The 21920-nt window shown below is 64.3% G+C and carries 19 protein-coding genes; 4 read left to right on the top strand and 15 right to left on the bottom strand.

Features of this window, described 5'->3' with window-relative positions; genetic code table 11:
• Position 1: 1 nt before the first annotated feature.
• Entirely contained in the window at positions 2-1009 is a 1008-nt protein-coding gene (gene hpnH / locus ACOGXC_RS10025) for an adenosyl-hopene transferase HpnH (RefSeq protein ID WP_419918056.1), read from the top strand.
• Between the two features lie 142 nt (positions 1010-1151).
• Here hpnH and ACOGXC_RS10020 read toward each other — a convergent pair whose 3' ends face one another.
• The 9 genes from ACOGXC_RS10020 to ACOGXC_RS09980 form a co-directional block, all read right to left on the bottom strand.
• Positions 1152-3932 (bottom strand): M1 family metallopeptidase, encoded by a 2781-nt coding sequence (locus tag ACOGXC_RS10020; RefSeq protein WP_419918055.1) that lies wholly within the window; start codon positions 3930-3932, stop codon positions 1152-1154.
• A gap of 70 nt (positions 3933-4002) precedes the next feature.
• Positions 4003-5232, bottom strand: coding sequence for an aspartate aminotransferase family protein (locus tag ACOGXC_RS10015; protein WP_419918054.1), 1230 nt, complete (start codon positions 5230-5232; stop codon positions 4003-4005).
• Between the two features lie 38 nt (positions 5233-5270).
• Complete coding sequence (locus tag ACOGXC_RS10010; protein WP_419918053.1) at positions 5271-5954, bottom strand: class II aldolase/adducin family protein; 684 nt, start codon at positions 5952-5954, stop codon at positions 5271-5273.
• Between the two features lie 44 nt (positions 5955-5998).
• Positions 5999-6604, bottom strand: a complete 606-nt coding sequence (locus ACOGXC_RS10005) for a DUF1989 domain-containing protein (protein ID WP_419918052.1) — start codon at positions 6602-6604, stop codon at positions 5999-6001.
• Positions 6605-6631: 27 nt separating this feature from the next.
• A complete protein-coding gene (locus tag ACOGXC_RS10000; protein ID WP_419918051.1) occupies positions 6632-7843 on the bottom strand; it encodes an amidohydrolase family protein in 1212 nt (403 codons plus the stop codon).
• Positions 7840-8904 carry a hypothetical protein gene (locus ACOGXC_RS09995; protein WP_419918050.1) on the bottom strand — a complete coding sequence of 355 codons (1065 nt, stop codon included), beginning with the start codon at positions 8902-8904 and terminating at the stop codon, positions 7840-7842. The genes ACOGXC_RS10000 and ACOGXC_RS09995 overlap by 4 nt, the downstream gene beginning before the upstream one ends.
• 8 nt (positions 8905-8912) lie before the next feature.
• Entirely contained in the window at positions 8913-9491 is a 579-nt protein-coding gene (locus tag ACOGXC_RS09990; RefSeq protein WP_419918049.1) for an amino acid synthesis family protein, read from the bottom strand.
• On the bottom strand, positions 9488-10252 hold the full coding sequence (locus ACOGXC_RS09985) for an isochorismatase family protein (protein WP_419918048.1): 765 nt from the start codon (positions 10250-10252) through the stop codon (positions 9488-9490). Before ACOGXC_RS09985 ends, ACOGXC_RS09990 begins: the two co-directional genes overlap by 4 nt.
• Positions 10253-10255: 3 nt before the next feature.
• Entirely contained in the window at positions 10256-11866 is a 1611-nt protein-coding gene (locus ACOGXC_RS09980; RefSeq protein ID WP_419918047.1) for a dihydroorotase, read from the bottom strand.
• Between the two features lie 171 nt (positions 11867-12037).
• Between ACOGXC_RS09980 and ACOGXC_RS09975 the strand changes: the two genes are divergently transcribed.
• Entirely contained in the window at positions 12038-13408 is a 1371-nt protein-coding gene (locus ACOGXC_RS09975; protein ID WP_419918046.1) for an amidohydrolase family protein, read from the top strand.
• 48 nt (positions 13409-13456) lie between these two features.
• On the opposite strand, the gene ACOGXC_RS09970 is transcribed toward ACOGXC_RS09975, so the two are convergent.
• Genes ACOGXC_RS09970 through ACOGXC_RS09950 form a run of 5 tightly spaced genes read right to left on the bottom strand, consistent with a single transcriptional unit; the run spans position 13457 to position 19218 of the window.
• Positions 13457-14518 carry a histone deacetylase family protein gene (locus ACOGXC_RS09970; protein ID WP_419918045.1) on the bottom strand — a complete coding sequence of 354 codons (1062 nt, stop codon included), beginning with the start codon at positions 14516-14518 and terminating at the stop codon, positions 13457-13459.
• Positions 14503-15435 (bottom strand): ABC transporter permease, encoded by a 933-nt coding sequence (locus ACOGXC_RS09965; protein ID WP_419918044.1) that lies wholly within the window; start codon positions 15433-15435, stop codon positions 14503-14505. Before ACOGXC_RS09965 ends, ACOGXC_RS09970 begins: the two co-directional genes overlap by 16 nt.
• A gap of 1 nt (position 15436) precedes the next feature.
• Positions 15437-16570, bottom strand: coding sequence for an ABC transporter permease (locus ACOGXC_RS09960; protein WP_419918043.1), 1134 nt, complete (start codon positions 16568-16570; stop codon positions 15437-15439).
• The gene (locus ACOGXC_RS09955; RefSeq protein ID WP_419918042.1) at positions 16567-18102 is read right to left on the bottom strand and encodes an ABC transporter ATP-binding protein; all 1536 of its coding nucleotides are present in this window, start codon (positions 18100-18102) and stop codon (positions 16567-16569) included. The genes ACOGXC_RS09960 and ACOGXC_RS09955 overlap by 4 nt, the downstream gene beginning before the upstream one ends.
• Positions 18103-18120: 18 nt before the next feature.
• Entirely contained in the window at positions 18121-19218 is a 1098-nt protein-coding gene (locus ACOGXC_RS09950) for a BMP family ABC transporter substrate-binding protein (protein WP_419918041.1), read from the bottom strand.
• Between the two features lie 232 nt (positions 19219-19450).
• On the opposite strand from ACOGXC_RS09950, the gene ACOGXC_RS09945 reads away from it, so the two are divergent.
• Complete coding sequence (locus ACOGXC_RS09945; RefSeq protein ID WP_419918040.1) at positions 19451-20377, top strand: GntR family transcriptional regulator; 927 nt, start codon at positions 19451-19453, stop codon at positions 20375-20377.
• A gap of 162 nt (positions 20378-20539) precedes the next feature.
• On the opposite strand, the gene ACOGXC_RS09940 is transcribed toward ACOGXC_RS09945, so the two are convergent.
• Complete coding sequence (locus tag ACOGXC_RS09940) at positions 20540-20809, bottom strand: hypothetical protein (protein WP_419918039.1); 270 nt, start codon at positions 20807-20809, stop codon at positions 20540-20542.
• Positions 20810-20907: 98 nt separating this feature from the next.
• On the opposite strand from ACOGXC_RS09940, the gene ACOGXC_RS09935 reads away from it, so the two are divergent.
• The gene (locus ACOGXC_RS09935; RefSeq protein WP_419918038.1) at positions 20908-21912 is read left to right on the top strand and encodes an adenosine kinase; all 1005 of its coding nucleotides are present in this window, start codon (positions 20908-20910) and stop codon (positions 21910-21912) included.
• Positions 21913-21920 lie beyond the last annotated feature (8 nt).

Genomic DNA, 21920 nt, shown 5'->3' with positions numbered 1-21920 from the left:
TATGCCCATACCGGTTCGCCAGGCGGTGAGGGTTGGGGCCTACGTATTCAAGAACAAGCTGCGCCGCCGCCAGAAGTTCCCGCTGATCGTGGAACTGGAGCCTCTGTTCGCCTGCAACCTGGAGTGTCCCGGCTGCGGCAAGATCCAGTACCCCACAGAGGTGCTGCGCCGGCGGGTCAGCGTGGACGAGGCGGTCGGGGCCATGGAGGAGTGCGGGGCCCCGATGGTGTCCATCGCCGGGGGCGAGCCGCTGCTGCATCCCCAGATCGGCGAGATGGTCACCGAGCTCATCAAGCGCAAGCGGTTCGTTTACCTGTGTACCAACGCGGTTCTGCTGAGGCGCAAGATGCACCTGTTCAAACCGTCGCCCTATTTCTCGTTCGTGGTTCATGTGGACGGGCTCCGGGAACGCCATGACCTGGCCGTGGCCCGCGACGGGGTGTTCGATGAGATCGTGGAAGCCATCGCCGAGGCCAAGAAGAATGGGTTCCGGGTTACCACCAACAGCACCTTCTTCAGCACCGATAGCCCCGACGACGTGCGCAGCGTGCTGGATTTTCTGAACGACGACCTCGAAGTGGACTCCATGATGATCTCACCGGGCTACGCCTACGAGAAGGCTCCCGACCAGGAGAACTTCCTACCGGTGGAGCAGACCAGGCAACTCTTCCGGGATGCCTTCTCCGGCGGTAGGCGCAAGAAGTGGCGGCTGAACCACACCCCCCTGTTCCTGGACTTTCTGGAGGGCAGGGTGGATTACGAATGCACCGCCTGGGGCATCCCCAGCTACTCGGTGTTCGGCTGGCAGCGCCCCTGCTACCTGATGTCCGACGGCTATACCGGCACTTACCGGGAGCTGATCGAGACCACCGATTGGGACAGCTACGGCCGGGGTCGGGATCCCCGGTGTGCGAACTGCATGGCCCACTGCGGCTACGAACCCACTGCGGTTTTCGCCACCATGAAGTCCCTCCGGGAGTCCATCCGGGCGGCGGTGGGTTCCGGTTAGCCAGCCGAGCTCCTGTTTCCCCGGCCTGACTGGGCTAACCGATGGGCCCGTGAACAGGTGGGTTCCGGCTGGCTAGCCGAGTTCTTGTTCCACCCGGTTTCTCAGCGGGGACGGCGCAACATGGGCAACCAAGAGCTGAAGGCTAGCCGAGTTCTTGTTCCACCCGGTTTCTCAGCCCCACGTTTATGTGCAGGCGTTCGAGGTGCTGGGCGACGATCATCGATCCCTGGGGTACGGGGTGGTCGTCGAGGAACGACCGTACCGACTGAGCCATCCCGGGGGTGGACAGGGCGCAGATGCCGCCCAGCATCCGGGGGATGATGGCCGAGGGGAGCCGCCGGTTGATCTCGTCCCAGTGCTCGGTGGTGAACGCCCAGGCCTGCGGGCCGAGCTCCCGGTTCTCCAGGCAGCCCCGTATCACGAAGCCGGCGTCCTGGCTGCGCACGGTGCCGTCGAGGGTGGCGGCCAGGGTACGGTCCATGAGCACCGGGTCACCGAAGGCAGTGAGTGCTGTCAGGTAGCGCAGTTCGAGCTGCGGGGTGGGGGCGTTCCGGAAACGCTTGCGGAGCTCCTCGTAGTCGGTTCGGTCGCCGGTGGCGGCCACCACTGCCACCGCGGCCGCGGCCAGTGCGGGGTCGATGTTCTCGGCCGCCATCAGCGGTAGCCTGGGCGAAGGTGCTTGTTCGGGGATGGCGGCCAGTGCGGGGTCGATGTTCTCGGCCGCCATCAGCTTTCGGCACCGTTCGGTCACCCCAGTGTCGTTGCCTTCCAGGGCCATGATGCGGACCAGTACCCCTCTCAGTTCCCGGGTGCGGTCGTCCTCGGTGCCCACCGGCGCCCACCCCAGCCGGCTCCAGGCCGGTTCGACCATATCCCTGACCCGGACCTGAAGGCCGGTGCGTCCGCTGGCCGGCACCAGGTGGTCCAGAGTGGTCAGCGTTGAGGCCAGCTTCCGCCACACCGCCAGATCATCCTCGGTCGCGGCGATGCGCTCGGCGAACCCCAGGTAGCCGGTCACATCCAGGTGCCCGGCCACCGTCAGCGCCCACTGGTCGTCGGCCAGCACGTACCGCTGGAGCGGGGCAAGCTCGGGGCCGCTGTCCAGCAGCCGGTTCAGCAGAGCGTCATCGTAGGCCACCCGGTAGAACCCGTCGGCATCGGGGTTGACCATCACCCACCCGCTGCCGATCTCGATCCGGGCCTGATCCTCCAACACCAGCTTCTCGGTGTGCTCGGCGGGGGGACTCATCGTTTGGGCTGTGCCTCGCGTGGCATCGTGATCTTGAAGTTTCCTGGCGGGCGCGGCGGGGGGACTCATCGTTTGGGCTGTGCCTCGCGTGGCATCGTGATCTTGAAGTTTCCTGGTGTGCGCGGCCCTGGTGGAGCCCACCGTGGCCACCACCGGCACCTGCCAGCGGGTTTCGTCGGGTTGGCCGTCGTACCGGAACCGCCTCTGGCTCAGGGTGATCGCGCCGTGGTCGCTTGCGGCTACCTGCTCACGGTCGGCGTGGCCTTTAGGGGTGTCGGTGATCGCACCGTGTTCATCCGGGGTCACCGTCACCACCGGGTGGCCGCCCTGGAATATCCATGAGTCCATGACGGGGCGGACGGGTTCGCCGGTAGCCTCCGCCAGGGCATCCCAAAGATCGTGGGTTTCGGTGTTGGCGTAGGAGTGACGCCGCAGGTATTGGCGGACCCCGTCGCGAAAGGCATCGGCACCCAGGTACTGCTCCAGCATCCGCACCACTGCTGCTCCCTTCTCGTAGGTGAGCAGGTCGTACATGCCCTCGGCGTCGGCGGGTGACACCACCGGGTACTCGATGGTCCTGGTGGCGGCCAGGGCATCCACGTCGAAGGCCGCGGCCCGCGACAGCCCGAACGACAGCCACCGTTTCCAATCGGGACGGTAGGCATCCACCGCCAGCAGCTCGCAGAAGGTGGCAAAGGCCTCCTTCAGCCAGATGCCGTTCCACCACCTCATGGTGACCAGGTTGCCGAACCACATGTGGGCCAGCTCGTGGGCGATCACGTCGGCCGCGGTCTGCCGCTCCTGCTGGGTGGAGGTGTTGGGATCCACCAGCAGCAGGACCTCCCGGAAGGTGACGCATCCCATGTTCTCCATGGCCCCGAAGGCGAAGTCGGGGATGGCCACCAGATCGAGTTTGTCGCCGGGGTAGTCGATGGCGAAGTAGCGCTCGAAGAAGTCGAGGGTGAACGACCCGGCATCCAGGGCGAATTCGGTGAGGTGGCCCTTGCCGGTGGGGTGGACGACGCGCAGCGGCGTGCCGTTGACATCGACCGGGTCGGTGGCCTCCAGCGGGCCGACCACGAACGCCAGCAGGTAGGTGGACATGGCCATGGTGGGGGCGAACGACACCTCCCGGCGGTCGTCACCGGTGGGTTGGGATGCGATCTCTGCCCCCGAGGAAATCGCCATCAGGCCATCGGGTACCACCAGGGTTACCTCGAACACCGCCTTCAGGTCGGGCTCGTCCCAGCAGGGGAACGCCCGGCGGGCGTTGGTGGATTCGAACTGGGTGGTGGCTATCACCCGCTGATTGCCGTCGGTATCGGTGAAGGTGGAGCGGTAGAAGCCTCGGAGCTGATCGTTGAGCGTGCCGGCGAACCGCAGGTTCAGACGGGCCGCTCCCGGCGAGGCAGGCTCGGCCAGCCGCAGCACCACTCGTTCGTGCTCGGTGTCGTAATCGATGCCCCCCAGGGCCACTCCGTCCAGGTTGCCCCCGGTGATCTCCAGATCGGCGGCGTTGAGGACGATCTCAGCCACCGGCACCAGCACCTCGATGTCCACCCCCACCGATCCGGCGAACGAGAACTCATCCAGATCGGGTTCCATCCGCAGCTCGTACCACTTAGGCACCACCGTTCGGGGCAACCGGTACGGGTTCGAGGAGGATTCGGCCATCGAGCGAGACTAGATCACCTGGGGGTACAGTTCTCGGTGGATAGGTTTGCCCGGCGTTCGGTACCTGTGCTCAGAGCTTGCCTGATCGGACGGCGAGTAGCGAGGCCCGAAGGACACCGATGAACACATCCAGCTCGGCTTCAGCGACGACCAGCGGCGGTGCGATTCGCACCGTACCATCCGAGTTGAGCATTGATCCGACAATCACTCCCCGGCGTTCCATCTCCTTGACGATCGGCATGGTGAGATCCGGGGGGAGGTCGATGGCCAGCCAGAGGCCTTGGCCGCGAACATCGCTGATGTACTCGGGGAACTGGGCCATCGTGGTTTCCAGGCGTCGTTTCAACTCGGCACCCTTCTCCTCGGATGCGGCGAGCAGATCCTCACCCTCGATGATGTCGAACGCGGCAACTGCTGCGGCGCAGGAGACGGGGTTTCCCCCGAAAGTGGTCAGGTGAGATAGGGGAGGATCCAGGAATGTGCTGAAGATCTCGCCAGTCGCCAAGAACGCGCCGAGGGGCAGGCCGCCGCCCAGTGCTTTGGCCAGAACCACGATGTCGGGGACAATGTCCCACAGCTCGAATGAAAACCATTTACCGGCCCGGCCCATTGCCCCCTGCACCTCGTCGGCGATGAGAAGGGCCCCTCGATCGGTGCAGATCTGGCGGAGCCCGGGCAAGAAGTCGTCGTTCGGTACGCGAACCCCGCCCTCTCCCTGGATGGGCTCCACGATGACGGCGGCGGTGTCGTGGTTGACCACCTCGCCAGCGGCATCGAGATCACCGAACGGTACGAAATCCACATTCTCGAGCAGGGGTTCGAACGGCTCACGGTACTGCGCCTTCCAGCTAATCGACAGCGAGCCGAGGGTACGCCCGTGGAAACCCCGCTCAAACGCGACGAACCCCTTCCTGCCGGTGTACTTGCGGGCCAGCTTGAGCGATCCCTCGATGGCCTCGGTTCCCGTTGATGTCAGATAGGCCGTGTTCAGACCTCCCGGGGCTACTCGGGTCAAGCGGCTGGCGATCTCGACCTGAGGGGGGAGCGCGAATCGGCCGTATACGTTGACGTGCGCGTATCGAGCCATCTGGTCCTGCACGGCCTGGACGACCTTCGGATGGCTGTGGCCCACGTTTGCAACCGCGATGCCCGATATGAAATCGAGGAACAACCGACCGTCAGCGCTTTTGATCGTGCAGCCGCGGGCTTCGGTGACAACCAGTTCCTTGCGTCCGGGGACAGTCTGAGCGAGATGCTGGAAGAATCCGTCCTTGCAGGACTCCACTTCGTCGGGATCCATGGTTGGACCAGGCTGGGGGCGTTCTAGGACCATGGCGGCTACTCGGGATCAAAGATCGGATCGGCGGGGCCGAACCGGGCCTTGAACCAGGCTTTGGCCCGAATCAGCTCGACATCGGTGTAGGTCATCCTCTGGTCCCAGTTCCCGGCCGCGGGCTCAGTTCTTCGGGCCGCGAGCGCCACTTTGGCCCGCTCCTCGAGAAACCACAGCCGGGTGGCGGCTTCAAGCAGGTCTGCACCAACTGCGAGACCGCCATTGGACAGGAGAAGAGCACAATGGTGGTGCCCCAGGGTCAGCGCCAGGCGATCTCCGGATTCCTGGGTGGTGATGAGGTTGAGATCGGGATGCACGGGGACCACGGCTCCGGCGATGGCACCGAGGCCGTGCAGCAGGGGCACATCCTCGGCGGCCACGCCCCAAGCGACCATGGCTGGCCCGTGGCCCCGGCATATGGCTGCCACATCGGGCCGTGACCGGTAGATCCCGGCGTGCATGGGGATCTCAAGTGGCGCTGCCCCCGAGGGGTCCTCGACGACTGTGCCGTCAGCATCCACGGTGACAACAGAATCGGCGGTGGCTTCCAGCGTCGGTTTCGTCGATGTGATGAGGAAACCCCCGCCGGGGAGTCGTGCTGACACATGGCCGAACGCCTCTACCAGCTTCGAGGCAGCCAGCATCCGCGCCGTGCCGGCCGTCGCATGCTTTAGCCCGTAACCGGTCACTGGCTACGCCCGCTCAGGACGGCGATGAGGTTGCCCGGACCCGGTCACTGGTCTCTCACGCGCATGAGCATGGGTGTGCAGTCGAAATTGTTGCAGGGCGTCAGATCCTGGGGACAGGCTGACAGCAGCACGACGAGATCAAAATGGGCCTCCAGGCTTATGGTGGCACCGGCCCCGTGGGCCGCGGGGTCGGTCACGACCGCGCCGTTCTCGATCACCCGATTGTGCATGAAGACGTTCCAAGCCTGCTCACCGTGGAGTTCGTACTCCACGCCCAGCAAACCCCGAGCCTGCTCGAGGTTGCCGAGGCAATGGCGGTGATCGGTCAAGCCGTAGTCGCGAAAATACCGCTGGTAATCGCAGCAGGGGACGATGATGTCGTGTTTCTCCACATCGTCCCTCACGATGGTGAAGATCGGGTTCCGACGGTTGGAGAAGACCTGCGAACCGGTCTTGAGCTTCACCGATGCATTGCATGACACGGTGTGGGTTGGCGAGAGGTATTCGGTCGGATCGGCTTCCAGGAAAGCGACGAGGTCTCCGACCTGGTGCCCCTCGACATCGATGATGTCGAGTAATTGCCCCCTACCCACCCTGATGCCCCGGCCCTGCGAAGCCGGAACCAGCACTTCCTCGATGATGCTTGTCATCCTCACTCCCGTTTCAGGTTGGCGTGATCAGCAAACGTGCTCTGATCCGCATGGATCATTGATGGGGGGAACGACCACTGCCGGTGTGGATGTCGCCGGGGTGTTGCGGCTGGTGAGAGCACGGATTTCCCCATCGATCAAAACAGCGCTGATCCCGGGAATGTCCCCCCGGGCCAGCGCGCCGACAGCTCCCTGGCCATGAGAGCCCCATGGAGCGTCGGCGATCACGATGTCCGCCGGGCGGCCGACCTGGATCTTGCCCGCGCTCAGGTTGTAGACATCTGCGACCGATCCCGAAGCCCACGCCCAGACTACTCCGGGATCCACATCGCCCAGGGATGACAGCTCGGCCATCGTCTTGATCACCCCGAGAGGCATCACACCGGTTCCCGTGGGGGTGTCGGAGCCTATAATCACCCGCCGCTCGCCGCCGATGTCGCGCACGGCTTCGACTACCCGGAGGGAGGAGCGGAGGTTGCCGGCCTGCACGAGCTGGAGGGTAAGGTCGGTCTCGCGCACGAGGCGGTCCAGCTTGGTGTCGTCGAGGGATGTGGGGCCGCCGTTCACATGACCGCACACGTCGGGTTTGAGCAGCATCAGGTGCTCGGCCGAGATCGGTTTCGAGCCGGGGATCGATGCCCCCCCGCTGTGAGCCATGACCTTGATGCCGGCGGCCTGGGCGTCGCGCACTTGAGGAAGTCCATCAGCGGGGTCTTCGTAGAGGCCGAACCCGAATTTCGCCAGCCCCACTCCTTGAGATGCCACCTCCTGGAGGTCGGCCGCGGTGAGGACCGGTTCGAGGATGATCGCCCCGCCGCTCACCTTCATCCCGTTGGGTCGGTAGCCGGACCACGATCGGTGGGCGAGCACCGCGAGCGCCTTGACTCCCTCGGCATCATGCGGGCGCCCGGGGAGGTGGATCTCGCCGGGTGAGATGCATGAGGTGATGCCCCCGTGGACGTACGACTCGAGAAAGCCGATTGCTCGCTGGCGTGGGGTGTAGTCGCCCAGTACGACATGGCAGTGGGAGTCGATCAGGCCGGGGCCCACCGTAGCGCCGCCTGCGTCGATCACCTGCTCGCCGTCGGTGGCCGTAGTATCGCCCAACCTGGTGATGACGCCGTTCTCGATGAGCATCGAGGTGGCTGTACCATACGGATCCACCACGTCTCCGGTCAGCAGCGTTCCGATGTTGATGATGGCGGTAACGGGCGGCCCCGCCTGCTCACCGCCGTTCATCCGACGCTCGTGGATTGCTTATCGAGCTTGGACTGCTTATCGAGCCTGGATTGCTTATCGAGCCAAGCCGTCAGGTGGTCGAGCAACTCGGGCAGGCCCAGGGGGGTGTCGTGGCCGTCGCCTCGTGCGTACACCGCCCTCACCGTGCCCGCCGAGTGCTTGCGGCCCTCGTGCTCGAGCCGGATGGCCAGGTCGGATCGGGCTTGCTCAAGCTGTCCCACCGTGGGCATGATGTCCACGATTCCCGGAGCGAGGTCGCAGACACCGCGCAAGGTCACGGGACCGGATGCCCCCCTGCGGCTCATCGGCAGCCCTTCTGCCCTTCGCTGGGCCGAGTTGATCAGGAAGCTCCGGTGGGTGAGGCCGGGCGAGGTCCAGGCTCCGATGGCGGTGTAGTGGTGGGAGACGCGGGCCAGGGTTTCATGGATGAAACCGACGAGGGTGTTGTGGGCCTGGACGTAGGCCTCGCGCTCGGCGGGGCCCCAAGTCCATTTTCCCGAGGCGTTCTGGGTGGCGGTGTGGTCGTCACGCCAGGGTGAGACCGAGGTGCCCCGTGATTCGAACAAACCGGGGTCGTCATATGCCGAGGCCGGGCTGGGACCGTTCTGCCAGGTGTAGACGTGGGTGTAGGGAACCAGTGCCAGCGGTTCGGAGATCACGATACGGTCCAGAGCTATACCGTTTCGGAACATGGCCCCCGAGTCCAGCAACCGGGGGTCGTCGCCGGAATCGAGCGTGCTGTACAGCGCTTCAGGGGGTTTTCCCGTACCGTCGGGAACCCACCCCGCTCGAAGCAGCGCACGGTTGATGCTCCGGTGTTCCCGGCTGGTGGGATACGGCTTCGATTTGGTGCAGGGGATGATGAGGGCCAGGCGGGGTCCATCGGTCGGCGGTTGCCATTTCTGCGCGATCCACCGGAGGTAGGGCGCAATGCGCGGGTGCTCGAACGCGTCGACGTTCTCCTGAGGAGAGTAGAAGAGCATTGTCGGATCGATCTCGAAGGGGGGCTTGATCTTTGCCGCCGAGTCGGCGAACCGATCCTTCTTCTTCGCGGTGCCCATGATGGTTGCTAGCGCAATCCGTCCTTGCCGATTACCTCGCCGGCGGAGATGCCACCGAGTCGGCTGTTGAGCCGCCCCCGGTTGGCTACGGCGATAGCAACAACGATCTCGTTGGGGCGGGGAGCGTCGCCGGGGTACAGCGTGACGGCATCGTAGTTGTCCCGGACATAGAGGGCGTCCTTGTGAGCGAGGGGAAGGGTGAGCGGGGTGCCCGCGGCCCCCACGATAGACGCAGAGGAGATCCAGGCAGCCCCGCCGCCCGAGGCCTTGCGCAGCTCATTGCCGAACGGTGTGGTCACAAATGCGATCACATGCTCCTGGGCTCCGTTTACCCCCGCGATCCCGCCCTTGCCGTAAGCCTGAACCGGCTCTGCGAGCGCTTCGATGGCTCGACGGCTGATCTCGGCCCCGAATCCCACCGACCACTCCACCGCCTCGGAAAGATCCTCTACGTAGTCGCCCAAGAACGGATTCTGAATCACCGCGGCAACGGTGACTTTACGCAGGGGAACGTCGGCGACGATCCCCTCGGAAACGACCTCCTCGGTTACCTGAGTGCGCCAGCCGCGGATGGTGAAGTTTGTCATCCTGTCTCCCTGGTCTCCCTTGCTTTCTTGGCCGCAGGCGGCCAAACCTCGTCGAAAATGCCGGGTTCCAGCCCTTCCAGGTATTCGACCACCTCATCGGTGCCGGTTACATCGACGTACTTCATGTGCAGGTCGAGCAGCGCCACTTTGTGGGACAGCTCGGAGCGGTCGAAGGTGGTCTCGTGGGGAATCGTCACCAGGATGTCGTAGGACAGCGCATCGACCGCGGTTGCTCTGACACAGCCGCTGGTGGTGGTTCCCATCACAATCAGCGAATCGGCCTTGAGGTTGTTCAGATGGCTCATGAGCGTCGTACCGAAGAATGCGGACGGCTTGCACTTCTCGATGAACAAGTCGCCGGCGGCGGGTCTGACCTCCTCCACGATCTGATTGCCCTTGTGCCCGGAGATATCAACTGCGTCGTCGGCTCGGAAGCTCTTGAGAGTCCAGATGCCCAGGTCGAAGCCGTCGTCTCGGCGGGGGTTGGTGGTGTAGATCACCGGTAGTCGCTTGGACCGCCCGGCGGCGAGCACGCGCTGGATGGCGGGGATTCCAGTACGCCAGGCCTGAGGTCCGCAGGCGTAGCGCCATTTCTTGATCGATTCCAGAACGGGCTCTTCCCTGTCCCCGCAGAAGTTGTAGTTGACATCGATCACCAAAAGAGCAGGGCGGGCACCGAACCCGGCTCGCCTTCCCCACCCGGCGGTCTCGAAAATCTCCCGATCCGAGTCGGAGATCACATCGTCCCAGGGCATCGTCATGGGCTATACCTGCCGGGGTCCGGTGTACTTGAGCGTTTCCGGGCAGAAGCCGGGGCGAGTCCAGTCTTCGCGCAGCCAGCGGTTTCCCTTGGCGATGCGGGCCATGCTGGTGATTTCGGGGTTGGGGCTCTTGGCCCCCGGGGTTCGGGGCAGGTACCGGCCCCGGGGCTCGCCCACCGGCCGCATCCCCGGCGAGTCGTCGGCCCACTCCGCGGTGACCTGCCCGCGCAGGATCGTTTTGACCGGCCAACCGGTGAACTCGTGGCCCTCCATGATCGACCAGCCCGACCGGGTATTGATGTGCTCCTTGCCGACCACCACGTCGCGTCCTACTTCGACGATGACCATGTCGGCATCGAAGCCCGGGAACAGCGAGCCCTTCGTGCCCCAGAGCCCCGCCGTTCGGGCCGGGTTCTCGCATGCCACCTGAACCACCCGTTCAAGGGGGATGCGTCCCTGGTTCACACCTTCGGAGAGCAGAACGGGCAGGAACAGCTCGACCCGGCTGAACCCGGTACGGCAATCCCAGATGTTGGGGTTGTACATCTCCTCATAAGATGATGGTTCCCACCCCACCACGTGGTCGGAGCCGACAACGTCCACGATGCCCTCGGCCAGCGCAACCCATAGAGCCTCTATGTTGTCGCGCCTTCTGAGCGGGACGTTGATGCGCCAGCCGTACTCGGGTTCCGCCCACAGCCAAGCCGGGCCGGTTTGGGCGAATACTTCGACTCCCTCAGCACGGGCCTTGACCACCTCGTCGAATGAGAGTTTGGTGGTGCAGTGCTGGAGGTAGAGGCGGACTTTTCCTGGCGTTTGCGAGGCGAGATACGAGTAGGCCCGGATGTGCTGCGCCTCCAGGAAGTCGGGGCTCCGGTCGGTCCACGCCCCGAAGTCGGTTCGACCCGCCGCCCGGAGGCGATCCTCGAATATCCGGCCGATTTCCCAGTTTTCCGGATGAATGTGAACCATGCCGGGATCACCCAGATAGGCGACGTTTTCCATTACCAGAAAGACGGTGCCATCGTCGATGCCGGTGCCGAGGCCGGCGCGGCGACTCGGCCAGTTGGTGTCGATGTGGTCGGCCATGCCCTTCATCCCCCGGGTCTGGAGGTAGAGCTTGTAGGAGGTGACACCGTGCTCCTCGGCGTACTGGGGGATCTCGTGGGCCTGCTCGTCGGTTTCCAGCATGTAGGTGAGGTAGGCATCCACATGGCTGACGCGGTTGATCACGTCACGCCCGCTGGGAAAGGACTGGTTGAACGAGACAACGTCGGCTGCCGACACAACCTCGTGGAACGGCTCGGTACCCAGGCGGGTGGTCGGTGCTTGAATGCCCCATGTGGTCACACCGGCGCAGGCGGCGGCTCGCGACTCGGTGTCCATGTCGTACTCGAACGGGACGTAGCAGCCGGGGTGAGCCTCGCTGTCGACGATACCCGGGAGAATGTGGTGCCCTCGAGCGTCGATCCTCTCCCTTGCCGGAGCCAGGAACTCCTCAGGGGCCAGAACCGCGACCTTGCCATCCTTTACCCCGATGGCCAGGCGATACTGCCCGTGGCCGAGCACCACGGTTCCATTCACCACTGCCAGATCGAGTAGCTCGTCTCCCATTGCGCGCCTCCCGTTTACCGCGGTCATGTCACCTGTTAGTTTCAAAGTGACACTATTCTATGTCATAGGTACCTGCAAACATTCCGGGCCGACTCGCAACTCCATGTCTGCGGCCAAAGCCCAGAGGGTTCGCAGCCGGGGGAGCAACCCCCGCGGCAATGGAGGGGATCGGTGAGGGATTCAGAGGCTCCGGGCACTCTCGTCCGGGGAGGTCACGTGCTCACATCGGGTGATCCGCCCGAGATAGCGGGCGGTGCGGTGCGGATCGTTGGCTCGGTGATCGACACCGTCGGTCATTGGGAAGATTTGAGGGTGCAGTTTCCTGACGATGCCGTGACCGGGGGGCCGCTGGATATCGTCACTCCTGGGTTCGTGAACACCCACGGTCACTTCTCTGAGGCGCTGGTGGCGGGAATCGGCGAGCAGTTCACGCTGTGGGAATGGATCAAAGCGGTAGTTCACGCCATCAATCCCGTCTTGACCCAGGAGATGGCCCACGTGGGAACGCTGCTCTCGGGAATCCAGATGATCCGCAGCGGGGTCACGACGGTCAACGACATGTTTGTGTGCGCGCCGGTCAGCGGTCCGGTCACCCCCGGGGTCGTTCGGGCTCTCGACGAGATCGGCTTGCGGGGCATAGTGTCCTTCGGCGCTGGTGACCTTGGCCCCGCGTCAACGGAGATGGCTATGGCTGAGCACGAAGCACTCCGCGAGGCGGCCCACGCAAGCCGGCTCTGTCGATTCCGGGTTGGGGTCGCCGCGCTCGGGGCGCAAAGCGACGCCCTCTTCACCCAGAGCACCGAACTGGCGGCAACCGGTGGCTTCGGGATTCACATCCACCTTCAAGAAGTGCGGGAGGAGGTAACAGAGACCCGCAATATCCACGGTGTCACTCCCATCGCCCACTGCGAGCGGGTTGGCGCGTTCGAGTCCCCGACTCTGGCGGCCCACTGCGTGTGGGTCGACGCGGCCGACCGTGACATACTGGCCCGCAACGAGGTTGGGGTCGCCCACAATCCGGTATCCAACATGATCCTGGCATCGGGTGTCTGCCCGGTTCCGGAACTGCGGCGTTCGGGCATTGCCATTGGGATCGGGGTTGACGGCGCGGCCAGCAACGACAGCCAGAACTACCTGGAGAGCATCAAGTCGGCGATTCTCCTGCAAAGGGTCAACCGTTTGCAGGCCACCGCTCTGAGCGCTCGTGACGCGTTCGCCATGGCCACCATTGAGGGGGCTGCCGCCCTCGATCTGGACGGTGACATCGGCTCGCTCCAACCGGGCAAGCAGGCCGACATTGTTGTCTTCGATGGCGAGTCGGCCGCTCTGGCCAGCGTTCACGACCCCTATCAGAAGGTGGCCTATTGCGCGAGCCCCATGGATGTTAAAGACGTCTGGGTGGCCGGCCGGCGATCGGTTCGCGATGGCGCGGTGGAGCACATCGAAGCCGCAGAAGTGATAGCCCGCTCTCGCGAACTCTCCCGAAACCTCGTTGCCCAAGCTGGCCTCGGGAACCTCTCGCTTTTGATGGACTCTTGCTAATGATGGCCTAGAGCATCGGCTCGCCTTTGGAACTCGGCCGCCCGACTGCTAGACGGTCTGCTCGAAGCCTTCGATCACCGCGGCGACGTTCTGTCCCAGTACGGAGAGGTCGTAGCCGCCTTCCTGGATAAGCACGGCAGGCCGGCCGATCTCGGCCAAACGGGCACCGAGTCGGCGATAGTCGTCTCCCGCCAAGTTGAGCACTCCGTCTTCGGTGGCGGTGTCAACGCCGAGGGCGACGATGGTCACGTCGGGGCCGAAATCGACCACCCGACGGCAGGCGTTGTGGAGTACGGGCTCGTACCGGGCCCACTCCGTCCCCGGATCCATGGGCAGGTTGAGGTTGAAGCCCTCACCGTCGCCACCGCCCCGCTCATGGGCGTGGCCCTGGAAGTAAGGGTATTCGACCGCGGGATCGACGTGCAGCGACACCGTGAGGATGTCGCAGCGGTGCCAGAACACCGCTTGGGTGCCGTTGCCGGCATGGGCATCCACATCGAGGACTGCGGCTCGGGCCCCCTCGCGGGCCACAAGCTCCGCGGCTATGGCGGCGTTGTTCAAGTAGCAGTAGCCGCCGAAGTTCTCGGGACCGGCGTGATGGCCCGGTGGCCGGATGAGGGCATAGGCGGCCCCAGCCTCGCCGGAGAGAACCGTGCCTGCGGCGGTTGCCGCGCAGGCTGCTGCGGCGTTGGCCGCCTCCCAAGTTCCAGCCAGGATCGGATCGGTGTCGTTTGAGTAGCGGCCCATCTGGGCAAAGATGGGTTCGGGCACGGTGAAGTCCGCTCCCGGCATGGGGCGCACAAACGGCCGGGCCTCCCCGGTGCGGTCGTTGCCGGTCATGGTCCGCCATCGGGCGTGGGCGGTCTCGAGGAACTCCAGGTATCGAGGGGTGTGGACCCGGGCGAGCAGCATCGGGTCAAGGGCGGTCGGCTCGCGCTCGCCGGCCAGGCCGCCGGCCCGCAACGCGTCGAGAACGACCTCGACCCGAGCCGCATTCTCTCGGGGTGGCAGCGGTACCCCATCGAACATATGTGGTTCAACCGGGTTGTGCAGGCGGTGGCTCTTCGATGAGACGGTTAGCACAGCGGGGCCGATCAGGACTTGATCCACGGGCGACCGAGAGCAGCCGGGGGTCTCCCAGCTCGGGCGGCGAACCCATAGACCACCAGGGTGAGCACGAGCGGCAGCATAAGCGAGATCTGATACGGTATCGATGCCACATCGAGCGCCTGGATCCGCAAGGCCAGCGCGTCGGCGGTGGCGAAGAAGACGGCAATGCCCACCGCCCATGTTGGTCGCCACCGGGTGACGATCACCAGGGCCAGGGCGATGAAGCCCCGACCCCCGGTCATGTTCTCGATGAACGTGAAGAGCTGCGCGAGCGAGATGGAGGCGCCGCCGAGGCCGGCCATCGCCCCGCATACCAGCAAGGCGGTCCACCGAGTTAGCGGAATTGATGTGCCCACGCTGTCGAGAGCGTCGGGATCCTCGCCGGCCGCTCTCCACGCCAGGCCGGGACGCGAGCGGAACAAAACCAGGCTCAGCACTCCGGCGGCAGCCAGCGCGAAATAGAAAAACGGTGACTGGGCGAACAGGACCGGGCCGAGGAACGGGATATCGGAAAGCCCCGGGATGTGGATCGGCTCGAAGTGGGCCACCTCGGCCTGCTCGGTACCGAGGATCTTGCGGGACAGGTAGGTTGTCAGGCCGAGCGCTCCCAGGTTGAGCGCTAGACCGCTTACCACCTGGTTGCCTCCCCAATTGATGACGATGACCCCGTGGATCGAGGCCAGTGCGACCCCGCCCAGCGCCCCGCCCAGCGCCCCGATCCATGGATTTCCGGTGAAGTCCGCGGCCAGCACCGCGGTGAATGCGCCCATGAGCATCATGCCCTCGAGGCCGATGTTGAGGATTCCAGCCCGTTCTGAGATGACTTCTCCGGTTGCGGCCAGAATGAGGGGAACCGCAAGCCGCATCGCGCTGGCGATGAAAGCGGTGGAGATGAACAGGTCGACGAGGGTATCCATGTCAGGCGACCGTTTGATCGAGATTTTCGCCCTGATCGAGATTTTCGCCCTGATCGAGGACTTCGCCGAGCTGCCGTCGAGCTCGAATCCAGCGTCCCAGCCGCTCGGAGCGGGCCAGAACCAGTAGCGCCACGATGATTGCCTGGGCCACCAAGCTGGTGGCGGAGGGCACCTGGGCCAAGCGCTCCATGGATGCCGCGCCCGCAGTCAGCGCTCCGAAGAACAGCGCCGCCAGCACCACGCCGCCAGCCCGGGCGTTGCCGACAAGCGCAACCGCGATGGCTGTGAACCCGTATCCGGGGGAGAAAAAGTCGCTTATGCGCTCTTGCGTGCCGGACAGCTCGACCACACCGCCGATGCCGGCGAGAGCGCCGGCACAGAACATTGCGACGATTACCAGGGTCCGAATCGGCGCGCCCGCGTAGGCAGCCGCGTCCCGGTTGTCGCCCAGCGTTGAAAGCTCGACGCCCATCAGCGTCTTGTCCAAGAACATCCAGACGATCCCCGCGGTGACGAGGCCGGCGAGGAATCCCGCCGGCACGGTGATGGGTCCGAAGTCGAGGATGGGCAGCCGGAATGCCTCGCCGATCTTCTCCGACCAGGGATACCCGCCGCCGTCCCGGTCGCGCAGGGGTCCATGCACGGCCCAGCTCGCCAGCAGGTAGCCGATCCCGTTGAGCAGGATGGTGGTGATCACCTCGTCCATGTTCAGGTAGGCCCGCATCCAGCCGGCGACCGCCCCCCATAAGCCGCCCGCGGCGATGCCGATAACCAGGATCATGGCGATTGCCAAGAACGAGATGTCCACCGGCAGGGCTTGGGACACGACGGCGGCGGTCAGCGCGGCGACATAGAGCTGGCCTTCGCCTCCGATGTTGAACAGGCCAGCTCTCAGGCCGATCGCGATGCCCAAGCCGACGAACATGATCGGGATGGTCTGGCTCAGCGTCTCCTCGAAAGCCCGAGCATCGCCGAAAGCACCATTCAGCAACGCCGGTATGGCTTCACCCAGATCGGCACCGGTGGCCGCTAGAAAAGCCAGCGACAGCAGCAACCCGAGGACCATAACCGCGATGACCACCAAGGTCTCGCTGCCCAACAGGACCATTCCCAGCGAGCTCTGCCTGGTTTTCACAGAGCCTCCTGGCTGATGTCAACCCCGCCCATCAACAGCCCGATCTCTTCGAACACGTCGGGCCTGGGGGTAATCTCTCCGGTGATCCGGCCCGATGCCATTACCAGCACGCGGTCGGAGATGGAGAGAATCTCATCGAGGTCATAGGAGACAAAAAGCACTCCACCGCCCTGGGAGCGGACTGAGACAAGTTGATCGAGGACGAAACGGGCGGCCCCGATGTCCAAACCCCGGCACGGGTTCATGGCGACGACCAAGTCCGGTTTATCGTACAGCTCGCGGGCCAGAACGGCCTTTTGCTGGTTTCCTCCCGAGAGCTCGCCCGAGGGTTGGTCGGGTCCGCTGGTGCGTACATCGAAATCGCTCAGCAATGCCTGCGCGGCGGTGCGAGCACCGCGGCGGTTCAAAAAGGGGCCTCTGACCAGCCCGCGGTGGTGCATGCGCCCCAAGTGGATGTTCACCCACAGCGCAAGTCCGAGGGCCAGGCCGTGGCGGTGGCGATCCTCGGGGATGCGCGCCACCGTTTTGGATCGGCCGCGGTGCCAGCCCGGGTGGTCATCGCCGAACCAAACCGTTCCCGCGTCCGCCTCACGAATCCCGCACACCACTTCGATCAGCTCGCGTTGCCCGTTTCCGTCAACTCCAGCGAGGCCGACGATCTCGCCACCGTCCACGTTCAGGCTTATATCGGCAATGGCCTGCCGGTCGCTTTTCACCGATAGCGCATCGACCCGGAGAAGGGTCGGGCCGGTCCCGCAGTGTTCACGCTGGAACCCGGATTCCACCTCGCGTCCAACCATCAGCTTCACCAGCTCTTCGTGAGAGGTTGCCGCCACATCCACGGTGGCCACCATTTGGCCATCCCGCATGACCGTGACCCGGTCACAGAGCGCGAAGACTTCGTCGAGCTTGTGGGTGATGAAGATCACGCTCAACCCCGCGGCCCGGTACTGCTGGAGCGCGGCGAAGAGCCGATCCCGCTCGAAGGGGGTCAGAGTAGCCGTAGGTTCGTCCAACACCAGCAGGGTGATGTCACCGGCGAGGGCCCGGAGCAGGCTCACCCATTGGCGCTCGCCCACTGACAGATCTCTGACAACTGCCTCGGGGTCGATCACACCGCCATATCGCGCCGTGAGCTCGAACAGCCTTGCGGCGGTTTCCTCTTTGGAGACCAAAAACGAGGTGCCGAGGGCCAGGGCGAAGTTCTCCCATACGGTCAGCGCAGGCACAAGACGGTCATGTTGATGGACCATGCCCATCCCCAGGTTCGATGCCGCCCTCGGCGAGTCGATGGTCACCTCCTGCCCTTCCCATGCCACCGAGCCCGAATCGGGCTGGGTGATGCCGTTGAGGACGTTCATCAACGTGGTCTTGCCTGCTCCGTTCTCTCCCAGTAGCGCATGAATCTCGCTTCGCCCCACTTCCAGCGAAGCGTTCTTCAGTGCAACAGTGGAGTCATAACGTTTCCAGATGCCGCGAAGCGCGAGCAGGCAGGATCCGGACGCAGGCAGCGTTTCGGATCCCGTCTGCACGCTTTTTGGAGGGATCTGCTACTGGGGTTCGAGGATTAGGGGAACCTCGACGCTGCCGTCCAGAATCCCGGCCTCGACCTCTGCGACCTTGGCTTCGATCTCAGCCGCGTTGTCGACAGCTCGCACCGGGGCGATACCGAGGACAGGAGAGGTCAGGCTGAAGAAGCGCTGTTGCCCGTCGAAGCTGCCGTCATACACCGCTTGCACCGCTTCGACGACCAGCAGGGTCTGATCGACGATCTGCGATGTGACCAGGGTGTCGGGGGCAACCTCGGTCTGATCGCCTCCCCAACCTACCGCGAGCACGCCTTCCTCCCGGGCGGCTTGGATCACACCGAGGCCGGCGGCATCGGCGATGTGGTAGACGACATCTACACCGCTGGAGATCATCGCTCGGGCTGTTTCCTTACCTGCTTCCACGTCGTCGAAGGTTCCGATATACGTGAGGGTGGCCTCGATCTCGGGATCGATCGACTTGGCACCGGCGGCAAACGCCTCCATTTGCGCCACGATGATCGGGAATGCAAAGCCGGCGATCCCACCAATCTTCTTGTTCTCAGTGGTCATCCCGGCCACGATCCCGGCGAGGAAGGCCGCGTCCTGCGAAGCCGGTTGGAGTCCTTGCATATTCGGTCCTGACAGATCAGGGTGATTGGTGACGAGAAAAATGGTGTCGGGGAACTCGGGGGCCACCTCCTCGGCAATCTCACCGAACTCGAAACCCTGGCCGATCACTATGTCGTAGCCTTCGGACGCGAAGTCTTCGAAGGCTTTGACGAACTCGTTCACCGGCATCATCTCGGTGTATGCCGTTTCAGCCCCGAATCGCGATTCCAGGATGGGGAGCGCTTCGAATGCGAGTTGGTTGAAGCCCTTGTCGTTTGCCGATCCCGGCAGGATGAGGGCAACCCGCAGGCCATCGCCATCCTCCTCAGCCGGCGTGGACTTTTCCTCGGCGGGTGGGGCCGGATCGCTGGATGAGTCGTCAGCCGGCGTGGACTCTTCCGCGGCGGTCGGGGCCGGATCGCTGGATGAGTCGTCGTTGTTGCCGCACGAAGCGGCGAACAGCGTGAACACGGTGAGCGCTGCGAGCATCTGGAGGAGTTTCTTGGTCATTGCGATCTCCTTCTGTATCTCTGTTAGTGACAGGTGGATCGCGCTCACAATACAGTTTTTGGGTCGGTGCGGCAAGTGCCTGGAGCCGCGGAGGATTTTTCCCAACGCGGCGGTGTGCTCTTCACATTTCGAACGCGGTGCCAACCTCCTATCATCGGCTCATGGTCCGAGCCGGGAGCAACAGACAAAGAGGGGCCTGCGCCGACCGTGGTGCCGTCTGGTGGCCGCCGGCGTGAGCACTCCAGGGCGATCGGGTATCAACGGCGAAGACATCCGCCGCGAGATCCTCCATCGCATCTTCAGTGGGGCTTGGAAGGCTGGTGAGCGCCTGCCCTCCTGCCGCCAGATCGCATCTGAGTTCGGCAGCAACGCGAACACTGTTAACCGGGAGCTCCAGCGGCTGGCCGCAGAGGGAGTCGTTCGGTCTGAACCGAGGCGGGGAACCTATGTCACCGGATCAAGCAGTTGGCCGGTCCTCAGCACCGGACTCCAACAAGAGGTCAAAGACCTGATTCGGCGGGCCCAGGCCATCGGTTTTTCTCGAGACGACCTGGTTGACCTGATTGACCAGTCGTTCAACGACACCCTTGATCCCGAGATTGCCTTTGTCGAATGCAACACCACCGACCTGGCCCGGATGGCCGAGTTGATCGCCAATGCAACCGGGATTCAGACCACCCCGGTTCTGATCGATGAGCTTGCTGAGCGAGATGTGGCGACATCATTTGATCTGATCGTCACGCCGTTGTTCCACTTTGCCGAGGTGCTGGAAGCCATTGGCGACCAGGGCAGGATCCTTGAGCTCAACTTCACCGCCTCATCAGGAACCCTGCGAAAGATCGCCGAGTTGAGCACGGACCGCGTTGTGACCGTCGCTGCTCCCACGCCGAGCGGAGCCGAGCGCACGGCCGCGCTGATCCGTACGGTATTTCGAGGCACCATTGTCGAGTTGGTCCCAACCCAGAGTTCTGCGGCTGTGTTCAGCGAGGTCGATGTGCTCGTCTATGTCAATGCCCTCCAGCTAAGCAACGAAGATCTGGCCGGACCAGAGCATTGTGTTCGAATCGACTGGCAGCTTGACGGCATGTCCGCCGAACTGCTGCGCCGCCAAGTAGCCGACCTGGGGGCCCGGGCGAGCACTTTTACCACCAGCGGGTGACGGGTAATTCGCTCCCTCCGCCGAGCGTGGCAATAGGTAGGTTATGCCCCGGTTCGGCCAGTCCTATCCATCACGACCACCGGTGAACCCTGTCTAATGATCGGGGTGGTGTGAGTCAGTGTCGGGGCCGGTTCGGGGATCACGACCACCGGTGAACCCTGTCTAATGTTCGGGGGATGCCGCCGGGGCGATAAAGGACCACATGACGGAATGGTTGAGCCGACATTTTCGACCTTCCTTGATGATTAGCCCGGCGCTGGCCAGTTTGTTGATGTCCCGGCTGAGCGTGCGGGGGCCGGCACCGGCATAAAGGTGGGCTAGTTCCGGGGTGAGCCAGGGTAACTCGATTCTGGGAACGGCCTCGTCCGGGGGCATTGCCAGCACCAGAGCCCGTTGCCGGTTGTTGGCCGGACTGGCCGGGAACTTGCTCATGGTTCTGTTCACGTGGTCGGTCCAGACGATGCGTGATTGCTGGTCCGGTTCGAGCGGCGGGCTGTAGCCTTGGGCTGCGCCGGATCAGGGGAGGCTTGGTGGGCGATTTGGATGTGGTGGGGATAGGCAACGCCATCGTGGATGTGATCAGTGCCGAGGAGCACGGTTTTATCGAGAGCCACGGCCTGGTCAAGCGGGCGATGACGCTGATCGACGCTGAGCGGGCCGAGCATCTCTACGCCGCTATGGCACCGGCCATCGAGACATCGGGAGGTTCGGCTGCCAACACCGTGGCCGGGGTGGCCTCGTTGGGAGGGCAGGTGGGGTACATCGGCAAGGTGCGTGATGACCAGCTTGGCCATGTGTTCGCCCACGACATACGGGCGCTGGGGGTGCGGTTCGACGTGCTTCCGGCGGCAGCCGGTCCGCCCACGGCCCGGTGCCTGATCATCGTGACCCCCGACGCTGCCCGCACCATGAACACCTATCTGGGGGCCAGCACCGAGCTTCACCCCGACGACATCGACCCCGACCTGGTGGGCTCAGCCCAGGTGCTTTATTGCGAGGGTTACATCTGGGACGTGGACATCACCAAGGAAGCCATCCGCAAGGCCATCTCGATCTGCTCGGCGGCGGGAGGGACGATTTCGTTCACGCTGTCGGACAGTTTCTGCGTGGAGCGCCACCACCAGGAGTGGCTCGACCTGGTGGATGGCCCCATCGACCTGCTGTTCGGCAACGAGCACGAGATATGCACGTTGTACGGCACCGGCGACGACTTCGACGCCGCTGTGACCGCGGTGCAGGGTCGCTGCGCGGTGGCGGCACTCACCAGGGGGGCCGAAGGCTCGGTGCTGGTAACCCCCGACCAGATAATCGAGGTGCCCGCCAAGACCCCCGTAAAGGTGGTGGATTCCACCGGGGCGGGAGACCTGTATGCCTCGGGGTTCCTCTACGGCTGGACCCGGGGGATGGACCTGGCCCGGTGCGGATGGCTGGGCTCTCTGGCCGCCACCGAGGCAATCAGCCAGTTCGGAGCCCGCCCCTTGGGCTCGCTGGCCCATCTCACCCAGAAATCAGCGGTGCAGGAAGTGTCGTCGTAGCCTTCTAG

Source organism: Candidatus Poriferisocius sp., assembly GCF_965202595.1.
Lineage (GTDB): Bacteria > Actinomycetota > Acidimicrobiia > Acidimicrobiales > Bin134 > Poriferisocius.
Note: the sequence above shows the minus strand (reverse complement) of the source record. Positions and strands in the feature narration are given on the sequence as shown.